Source organism: Aeromonas sp. ASNIH4 (assembly GCF_002934425.1).
GTDB lineage: Bacteria > Pseudomonadota > Gammaproteobacteria > Enterobacterales > Aeromonadaceae > Aeromonas > Aeromonas hydrophila.
Genome location: NZ_CP026217.1, coordinates 530,576 through 540,000, shown reverse-complemented (window position 1 = coordinate 540,000; position 9,425 = coordinate 530,576). Strand labels below are relative to the sequence as shown.

8 protein-coding genes (1 of these 8 cut by a window edge) are annotated in these 9,425 nt (G+C 59.2%); 3 read left to right on the top strand and 5 right to left on the bottom strand.

The window, feature by feature from the left end; genetic code table 11:
• Both rapA and rluA read left to right on the top strand, forming a co-directional pair.
• Positions 1–2,219, top strand: the 3' portion of a protein-coding gene (gene rapA, locus C2U40_RS02525; protein ID WP_103829235.1) for an RNA polymerase-associated protein RapA. The gene continues 649 nt to the left of window position 1, outside the view; only the last 2,219 of its 2,868 coding nucleotides appear in the window; its start codon lies beyond the left edge, outside the window; it ends in the stop codon at positions 2,217–2,219.
• 109 nt (positions 2,220–2,328) lie between these two features.
• Positions 2,329–2,985, top strand: a complete 657-nt coding sequence (rluA, locus tag C2U40_RS02520; RefSeq protein WP_103829236.1) for a bifunctional tRNA pseudouridine(32) synthase/23S rRNA pseudouridine(746) synthase RluA — start codon at positions 2,329–2,331, stop codon at positions 2,983–2,985.
• A gap of 73 nt (positions 2,986–3,058) precedes the next feature.
• Here rluA and C2U40_RS02515 read toward each other — a convergent pair whose 3' ends face one another.
• From C2U40_RS02515 to C2U40_RS02495, 5 genes are all read right to left on the bottom strand, one after another.
• On the bottom strand, positions 3,059–3,247 hold the full coding sequence (locus tag C2U40_RS02515) for a hypothetical protein (RefSeq protein ID WP_073348952.1): 189 nt from the start codon (positions 3,245–3,247) through the stop codon (positions 3,059–3,061).
• Positions 3,248–3,305: 58 nt separating this feature from the next.
• Positions 3,306–5,237, bottom strand: a complete 1,932-nt coding sequence (locus tag C2U40_RS02510; RefSeq protein ID WP_017410616.1) for a putative bifunctional diguanylate cyclase/phosphodiesterase — start codon at positions 5,235–5,237, stop codon at positions 3,306–3,308.
• Positions 5,238–5,260: 23 nt separating this feature from the next.
• Positions 5,261–5,758 carry a hypothetical protein gene (locus C2U40_RS02505; RefSeq protein WP_016349563.1) on the bottom strand — a complete coding sequence of 166 codons (498 nt, stop codon included), beginning with the start codon at positions 5,756–5,758 and terminating at the stop codon, positions 5,261–5,263.
• Positions 5,759–5,853: 95 nt separating this feature from the next.
• Positions 5,854–7,488 carry a chaperonin GroEL gene (groL, locus tag C2U40_RS02500; RefSeq protein ID WP_011704804.1) on the bottom strand — a complete coding sequence of 545 codons (1,635 nt, stop codon included), beginning with the start codon at positions 7,486–7,488 and terminating at the stop codon, positions 5,854–5,856.
• A 41-nt stretch (positions 7,489–7,529) separates the two neighbouring features.
• Entirely contained in the window at positions 7,530–7,823 is a 294-nt protein-coding gene (locus tag C2U40_RS02495; RefSeq protein WP_005309514.1) for a co-chaperone GroES, read from the bottom strand.
• Positions 7,824–8,005: 182 nt separating this feature from the next.
• Between C2U40_RS02495 and C2U40_RS02490 the strand changes: the two genes are divergently transcribed.
• The gene (locus tag C2U40_RS02490) at positions 8,006–9,406 is read left to right on the top strand and encodes an MATE family efflux transporter (RefSeq protein WP_103829237.1); all 1,401 of its coding nucleotides are present in this window, start codon (positions 8,006–8,008) and stop codon (positions 9,404–9,406) included.
• Positions 9,407–9,425 lie beyond the last annotated feature (19 nt).

The window sequence follows — 9,425 nt, the reverse complement described above, 5'->3', positions numbered from 1 at the left end:
AAATGCTGCGCCGCTTCAACCTGCACTTCTCCCTGTTTGACGAGGAGCGCTGCATCGAGGCGTTCGCCGATGCGGAGAATCCCTTCGAAACCGAACAGCTGGTGATCTGCAGCCTCGACTTCCTGCGCAAGAAGCGTCGTCGCTTCGAACAGGTGCTGGAAGCCGAGTGGGATCTGCTGGTTGTCGACGAAGCCCATCATCTGGAGTGGAGTGAGGAAGCGCCAAGCCGCGCCTACGAAATGGTGGAAGCGCTGGCCGAACAGGTGCCGGGCGTGCTGCTGCTGACCGCCACCCCGGATCAGCTGGGCCACCAGAGCCACTTTGCCCGTCTGCGCCTGCTCGACCCGGAGCGTTTCTACGACTACGACGCCTTCCTCGCCGAGGAGCAGGCCTATGGTCAGGTCGCCAGCGCCGCGCAAGAACTGCTGGATGGCGAGACCCTGAGCGATGAAGCCAGACAAATCCTCGCCAGCCAGCTGGAAGGGCTGGACTTAAGCGATGCCGCCGCCCGTCAGCAGGCTGTCGCCAAGCTGCTGGATCAGCATGGCACCGGCCGGGTGCTGTTCCGTAACAGCCGCGCCAATATTCAGGGCTTCCCGGAGCGCCACCTCAACGTCTACCCCATGCCGCTGCCGGAGCAGTACAAGACCGCCATCAAGGTGATGGGCATGATGGGTGGCAATGGCGGCGATCTGCAGACCCGCGCCCTGCGCTACCTCTACCCCGAGAAGATCTTCCAGCAATTCGAAGGCGACAACGCCACCTGGACCCAGTTCGACCCGCGTGTCGAATGGTTGCTGGAACTGCTGCTCTCAGCCCGCCAGCAGAAGGTACTGGTGATCTGCTCCGAAGCGGCCACCGCCATCGCACTGGAAGAGGCGCTGCGTACCCGTGAAGGGATCCGTGGGGCCGTGTTCCACGAAGGGATGTCGATCCTCGAGCGGGACAAGGCCTCCGCCTATTTCGCCCAACAAGAGGGGGGCGCTCAGGTGTTGCTCTGCTCCGAGATCGGCTCAGAGGGTCGCAACTTCCAGTTTGCCAGCCATCTGGTGCTGTTCGATCTGCCGCTCAACCCGGATCTGCTGGAACAGCGCATCGGTCGACTGGATCGTATCGGTCAGCAGAATACCGTCGAGATCCACGTGCCCTACCTGGAAGGGACTGCCCAGCGCGCCCTGCAGCTCTGGTATCACGATGGTCTGGATGCATTCGAGCAGACCTGCCCGACTGCCCGCCCGGTATTCGAAGCGGTACGTGACGAGCTGTTCGAGCTGCTGGCCGCCAACACCGGCGATCAGGCCCCCCTCGACGCCCTGCTGGTCAAGACTCGCGAGCTGCACGAGCCGCTCAAGGCCCGGCTGGAACAGGGTCGCGATCGCCTGCTGGAGATCCACTCCAGCGGTGGCACCGCCGCCCAGCAGCTGGTCGACAAGCTGGCCGCCGAAGATGACGACACCGGCATGATCTCCTTCGCTCTCAAGATGTTCGACGAGATCGGCGTCAACCAGGATGACCGTGGCGAGAATGCGCTGGTGCTGACCCCGGGGGATCACATGCTGGTCTCCAGCTTCCCGGGCCTGCCGCAAGATGGCATGACTATCACCTTCGATCGCAACACCGCTCTGTCGCGGGATGACATGGCGCTGCTCTCCTGGGATCACCCTATGATGCGTGGCGGTATCGACCTGATCCTGGGCTCCGAGATCGGAGCGACCTCGGTGGCGCTGCTCAAGAACAAGGCGCTGCCTATCGGCTCCATCCTGCTTGAGCTGATCTTCGTTGCCGAGTCTGCAGCCCATCCCCAGCTCTATCGCTTCATGCCGCCAACGCCGATCCGTCTGCTGATGGACAAGAATGGCCAGAATCTGGGCGAAAAAGTGGCGTTCGATGCCTTCAACCGCCAGCTGACGCCGGTCAATCGCCACCTCGGCAGCAAGCTGGTCACCGCGTCCCAACCAGTGATCCACGGTCTGATTGGCAAGGGCCAGGCCATTGCCGAAGAGCTGAAAGGCGGGATTGTCGACAAGGCCCGCGCCCAGATGGCGCAGACCCTGCAACAGGATCTGGACAGGCTGGAAGCGCTCAAAGCGGTCAACCCGAACGTGCGCGACAGCGAACTGGATTATCTGCGCAATCTGCAGGCAGAATTGCACCACCTGATCGATCAGACCCAACTCAAGCTGGATGCCATCCGCTTTATCGTGGTCACCCATAACTGACGCGATACTGAAGAGACATGACCGGCTCATGCTGGATGACATGCCCTTTATGATTGTGGTTACTCATAACTGATGGGGGCTTGCCCCCACCTTCTGATGCGAGACATTTATGTTTGAATACTCACCGCCTCTGGAACCCTGGCTCGATATCCTGTTCAAGGACAAGGACATCATGGTGGTCAACAAGCCCACTGGCCTGCTGAGCGTGCCCGGGCGCGGCCCCGAGAATGAAGACAGCGTCCTGCATCGGGTAAAGCAGCAGCATCCCAAGGCGGCGGCGGCTCATCGCCTCGACATGTCCACCACTGGCGTCATTGTCATTCCCCTCAATCCCAATTCCCATCGGGAGCTGAGTCGGCAATTTCGCGAGCGCGAGACCGAGAAGCACTACCTCGCCTGGGTGTGGGACGAGCCGGAGGCAGCGTCGGGTCAGGTCGACCTGCCGCTCTGCGTCGACTGGCCCAACCGCCCGAAGCAGAAGGTGGACCACGAAGAGGGCCGTCATGCCCTGACCCTGTGGGAAAAATTGAAGGTAGAGAACGGTAACAGCCTGATCAAGCTGACTCCCATCACGGGTCGCTCGCACCAGTTGCGCGTCCATATGCTGGAGCTGGGGCACCCGATTCTGGGTGACAATCTCTACGCCCATCCGGATGCGCTGGCGGCAGCCCCCCATCTCTACCTGCATGCAGCCAGTCTGACCATCAGCCACCCCCGCAGCGGCGAGCGGATGACCTTCGAGGCGCCAGCCCCTTTTCCGGTCTGAGCCAAGATAGACATCGCGATATCGCAGACATAAAAAAGCCCCCATCGACTGGATGGGGGCTTTTTCGTTAGGGTCAGACGCGAATATCGATGTTACTTCCCAAAGAAGCGTTGGCCGATGTCGGTGCAACCGGTGCTGATTGAGCCGCTGTTTGCAGCAGTTTCAATGCAGATTCACCTTCTTGGGTCTGTTGTTTCTTGGCCAGGCTGGCCGTCATCAATGCAGAACCAAATGACGCAGATGCAGAACTAGATATATCCATGGTGTACCTCCTGCTTTAAGACTATCGGCCATCTTGGACCAAGCATGAGCCATTTTGGCTAAATTAAATACGCCTTGTCGGGTTGGCGTCGCTCCAGCCACTCCTCTTCCATCTCTAGCAAGGTTTGATAAACCTTCTCCGCCTGTTCTGGACGGCTGAACAGATAGCCCTGGCCATAGAGATGAATATCAGTGAGGGTGCGCAACACATCGAGCTGAGCCTGCGTCTCTATCCCCTCACACACCAGACTCTTGCCCAGCATGGAACCCATTCGGCAGATGTTGGCGACCAGCTCGGATGCCTCGATGGACGTATCGATCCCCTGGATGAAGGAGCGATCGATCTTCACCTTGCTGACCGGCAGCTTCTGCAGATAACTGAGCGAGGAGTAGCCGGTGCCAAAGTCATCCAGTGCCAGCTGTACCCCCTGCTGATTGAGATCCTGCATCAGTTGCAGGGAGTTTTTCACCTCGCGCATGGTGGTGTCTTCCGTCACCTCAAGCACCAGGCTGGCGGCCGGGATATGGTGGTCCATCAAGGCCTTGGCAACCAGCTTCAACAGATTGCGCTGATACATGCCGGGCGAGATATTCACGCACATCTGCAAATCAACCAAACCCAGTTGCTGCCACTGATAGAGCTGCTCGCAGGCCGTATTCAATACCCAGCTGCCCAGCTTCTCGGCCAGCTGGAACTCTTCGGCAACCTGGATCACCTCGTTGGGGGGAATGAAGCCTAACTCAGGGTGACGCCAGCGCAGCAAGGCTTCCACCGCTTCGCAGCGGCCACTCTCGAGGTTGACGATGGGCTGGTAATAGAGCTCAAGTGCATTGTGCTCGAGCGCCATGATCATGTCGCTTGCCAAATGCTTGCGGCGCGCCGTTTCATTGAGCAACGAGTTGTCATAGATGACGTATGGCACATGAGTCTTGCGGCTGTGAAACAAGGCCTGCTCGGCCCGGCTGAGCAGCTCCTGAGTCTGCTTGCTGTCCATCGGGAAGAAGGCGATACCGATGCCCACCTCCAGGCGGAACGGGTAGTTATCGATGATGATGTCCTGCTTGAGCGCATGCAGCAGGCGGGCCACCAGCTCCCTCACCTGGCGCAGGTCACTGCTTTCACGCTGGATCATGGCAAACTGATCGCCGCCCAGCCGGGCCACCCACTCACCGTTCTCACACAAACTGCGCATTCGCTTTGCCAGCTCCTGCAGCAGAAAGTCACCGGTGTTGTAGCCGAACTTGCTGTTGATGTCGCGAAAGTCGTTGATGTCCACCAGCACCAGGCCAAACGGTGTCTCCTTGGTGGCGTAGGACTCCATTTTCTCCAGCAATGCCAACCGGTTGGACAATCCAGTCAGGGGATCGATCCGCGCCGCCCTGAAATGACGGCGGGCCTCGCGGATCAACAGACCACTCAGCAGCATCACCGACAACACCAGCCCTGACACCATGAACAGCAGCGCATTGCGCAGTTGGCCAAAGCGTTTGTCATTGCCTGAATAGACGTTGATGTTCTTCTGCATCACGGAGGCGAGAGAATAGGAAAGTGGCTCCTGCAGAGGAACCAGGCGCATCAATATCTGCTGATAATCGGGTGTCCCCGCCTTCAGATTGGTGATATTGGGCTCCATCTCGCGGATATTGCTTTCGATCAACTGCACCAGCCGCAAGGTCTTCTGCTTGTCCTTCATGCTCTGACGCAACTGGCCACTGAGCAAGATGGGGGTACGGCTCCACAGGATGTCGTAGCGCAGCATCAGGGTATCGTGATCGATGCCGCCATAATGGTAGATCTCGACGGAGTTGAGGAAACGCCCCAACTCCAGTTGCAACTGCATCAGGGCCCAGGAGACGTCATAGGTATACCTCTCCATCACTCGGGTCGCATTCTGTATCTGCGCGAGGCAATAGAGGGTGCTTCCCGTAAACAACAGGATGGATAGGTAAAGAACGATGAGTAAAGGCCACGCCTTGGTCTTTGCTTTCACTCGTACTCCCGCAAGCCACTACATCAATGCTGAATATCAATGGCGTTCAATTGCCAAATCATCATGTCGGTAAACTCCGAGCGTTTCAGCTCGGGATACTGATCCAGCGGTAGGATAAACCAAAGCGGTCCCTTATTCCGTACCCGCATGGTGACCCCGTCATCTTGCCAGGCCAGAATCGGGTCGTATTGCCTGACCTTATCCCAGTTGATCCTGATCTGAAAACTGTTCAAGGCCGTCAAGGTGATCGCCTTGCCATCCGCACCGACGGCAGCCAAGACATCGGCCAGCTTGGGCCCCACATATTTGTGCGGTTTGTCGACCCAGGGATTGCTGGTCACTATCTCATGCTGCGGCAGGGCCTTGAGCATGGCGAGATCGAAGGAAACCACCCCCTCCGTCGCTTCGGCCGGCAGCACATTGCCGGTCACCTTCAAAATGACGGGCCCCTGTGGCGCCTCAAGTGCCATCACCGGCATGGCCAGAGAAAACAGTAATGGAATCAAACCCAGTACACGCATACTCACCTCTGATTAAGTCACTGACAATAGACTCAGTTTAGTCGCCATAAAAAAAACGGCCCGCAAAAGCGAGCCGTTTGGTAACCAGGGCTGAATTACATCATGCCCATGCCGCCCATGCCGCCCATGTCAGGCATGGCAGGGGCATCTTTCTTCGGCAGCTCGGAGATCATGCACTCGGTGGTGATCATCAGGCCGGCGATGGAAGAGGCGAACTGCAGGGCAGAACGGGTCACCTTGGTCGGATCCAGGATACCCATGGCCAGCATGTCACCGTACTGTTCGGTGTAGGCGTTGTAACCGAAGTTACCTTCACCGTTCTTCACCGCGTTGGCGATAACGGAGGCCTCTTCACCGGCGTTGATGACGATCTGGCGCAGCGGGGCTTCCATGGCGCGCAGAGCGACCTTGATACCCACGTTCTGATCTTCGTTGTCGCCACGCAGGCCGGCCAGTTTGGCGGCCACACGTACCAGCGCAACACCACCACCGGCAACCACACCCTCTTCTACTGCGGCGCGAGTCGCGTGCAGGGCGTCGTCAACCCGGGCTTTCTTCTCTTTCATCTCGACTTCGGTGGCAGCACCAACCTTGATCACCGCAACACCGCCAGCCAGTTTGGCTACGCGCTCTTGCAGCTTCTCGCGGTCGTAATCGGAAGAGGTCTCTTCGATCTGCTGACGGATCTGGGCCACACGGCTCTCGATCAGGGATGCATCACCCACGCCATCGATGATGGTGGTGTTCTCTTTGGTGATGACGATGCGCTTGGCACGGCCCAGGTCTTCCAGGGTCGCTTTTTCCAGCTCCATGCCCACTTCTTCGGAGATCACGGTACCACCGGTCAGGATGGCGATATCCTGCAGCATGGCTTTGCGACGGTCACCGAAGCCAGGTGCCTTGACGGCAGCAACTTTCACGATGCCACGCATGGTGTTGACCACCAGGGTCGCCAGCGCTTCGCCTTCTACGTCTTCGGCCACGATGATCAGCGGCTTGCCCGCTTTGGCTACGCCTTCCAGCACCGGCAGCATTTCACGGATGTTGGAGACTTTCTTGTCAACCAGCAGGATGAAGGGATCATCCAGCTCAACGGCACCGGTTTCCGGTTTGTTGACGAAGTACGGGGAGAGGTAGCCACGGTCGAATTGCATGCCTTCTACCACAGCCAGCTCGTCGTCCAGACCCTGACCGTCTTCAACGGTGATGACGCCGTCACGACCGACTTTGTCCATGGCTTCGGCAATCAGCTTGCCCACTTTCTCGTCGGAGTTGGCGGAGATGGTGCCTACCTGAGCGATGGCATTGTTGTCGGCACACGGCTGGGACAGTGCTTGCAGCTCGGCAACGGCGGCCACCACGGCCTTGTCGATACCGCGCTTCAGATCCATCGGGTTCATGCCGGCGGCAACGGCCTTCAGGCCTTCGTTGACGATGGCTTGAGCCAGTACGGTAGCGGTAGTGGTACCGTCACCGGCGGCGTCGTTGGCCTTGGAAGCAACTTCCTTGACCATCTGGGCGCCCATGTTCATGAACTTGTCTTCCAGCTCGATTTCACGGGCAACGGAGACGCCGTCCTTGGTGATGGTCGGTGCGCCGAAGGACTTGTCCAGTACCACGTTGCGGCCTTTCGGGCCCAGGGTCACCTTGACGGCATCGGCCAGGATGTTTACGCCTTCCAGCATCTTGCTGCGTGCTTCGTTGCCAAACTTGACTTCTTTAGCTGCCATTTCTTCAATCCTTCAATCAATTCGCAGGGGGAAAGGGTGGATTACTCTTCGACAATCGCCAGGATGTCGGTTTCAGACAGGATCAGTACGTCCTGACCATCCAGCTTCTCGGTCTTCACACCGTAGCCTTCGTTGAAGATCACCTTGTCACCAACCTTGACGGCGAGGGCTTTGACATCGCCATTATCCAGAATTCGGCCAGTCCCCACGGCAAGAACTTCACCACGGGTGGACTTCTGGGCCGCAGTACCAGTCAAGACAATGCCGCCAGCGGATTTGGCTTCAGCTTCGATGCGCTTGATGATGACGCGGTCGTGCAGTGGACGAATTTTCATCGATAACTCTCCCAAAATGAGTCTCTGTGTTGCTTTGAGGAATGGCCATTCCTGGCCAAATTAGATATGTCTCCGATGTGGGGCACGTTTGTTAACCCTTCAAGGGCAAATACAAAAAAAATATTTTCACGTACTATGAACGTCTTCGATGGATCTCCCGAAGTCCCGGTCAGGAAACCGGTTTGTGCTGCCCGCAGCCAGAACTCCGCCAGACGTACAGAGACGAGCCCGTGACCCGACCCAATCCCCTGCTGACTGCCCCCATGACGTCCGTATTGCTGCGCATGACGGGCCCGATGATCCTCGGCATCGTCGCCATTCTCGCCTTCAACCTGGTCGACACCTTCTTCATCGGCATGCTGGGCACCCAGGCGCTGGCCGCCATCAGCTTCACCTTTCCGGTGACCTTCGTGGTCACCTCGCTGGCGATGGGACTGGGGGCCGGCCTCTCTGCGGTGATGGGTCATGCGCTCGGCCAGGGCAAGCATGATGAAGCCGCCCGCATCACCACCGACAACCTGTTTCTGGCCGTGCTGCTGGTCGCCCTCATCGCCCTGGCGGGAGCGCTGACCATACACCCGCTGTTCCGGTTGCTCGGCGCCAGCGATGAGCTGATCGCCCTCATCTACGACTACATGCTGATCTGGTATCTGACCGTCCCCATGCTGGTGCTGCCCATGGTGGGCAATGCCGCCATCCGGGCCACCGGCGATACCAAGACCCCCAGCCTGGTGATGACGGTGGCCGGGCTGGTCAACGGCGTGCTGGATCCCCTGCTCATCTTCGGCATAGGCCCCTTCCCCGCATGGGGGATCCGCGGCGCCGCCATCGCCACCTCCCTCTCCTGGTTGATGGCCATGCTGGTCAGCCTCTATATATTGCGCCACCGGGAAGGACTGCTGCGCTGGCGCCTCTCCCCGCGCCCACAGTTGCTGGCCCACTGGCGCGCCTTGCTGCACGTGGCGGTGCCCGCCTCCTTCACCAACATGCTCAACCCGCTGGCCAACGCCGTGCTGATGACCATCTTCGCCGGGCTGGGGACGGAAGTGGTGGCGGCTTACGGCGCCGCATCGAGAGTGGAGGCCCTGCTGCTTATCGTGATGATGGCGCTCTCCTCCGTGCTGGCGCCCTTCATCTCGCAGAACTGCGGGGCGGGCAACCCGGCCCGAGCCAAGGCGGCGCTGCAGTTTTGCATGCGCTTTGCCCTTCTGTTCCAGCTGGTGGTATACGGACTGACCTGGCTGCTGGCCCCCTTCATCGCCGAGCTGTTCAGCAGTCATCCGCAGGTGGTGCGCCTCATCGTGCTCTATCTGCACCTGGTGCCCATCGGTTACGGCTTTCAGGGGATGGTGATGCTGCTCGCATCCGCCTTGAATGGCGTGAGGGCTTCCAGCGTCTCCTTCCTGTTCAACGGGTTGCGGCTGTTTGTCTTCTTGCTGCCAGGGGCCTGGCTGGGAGCGAAACTGGGAGGGGAGCAGGGGATCTATCTGGGAATTCTCGTGGCCAATCTGGCGGCGGGCACCCTGGCCTGGTGGTATGCCCGCCACCGCTTCGAGCAGCTGTGCCATCAGGGCAGACCCTGATGGCAGGAAAGTAAGCGCA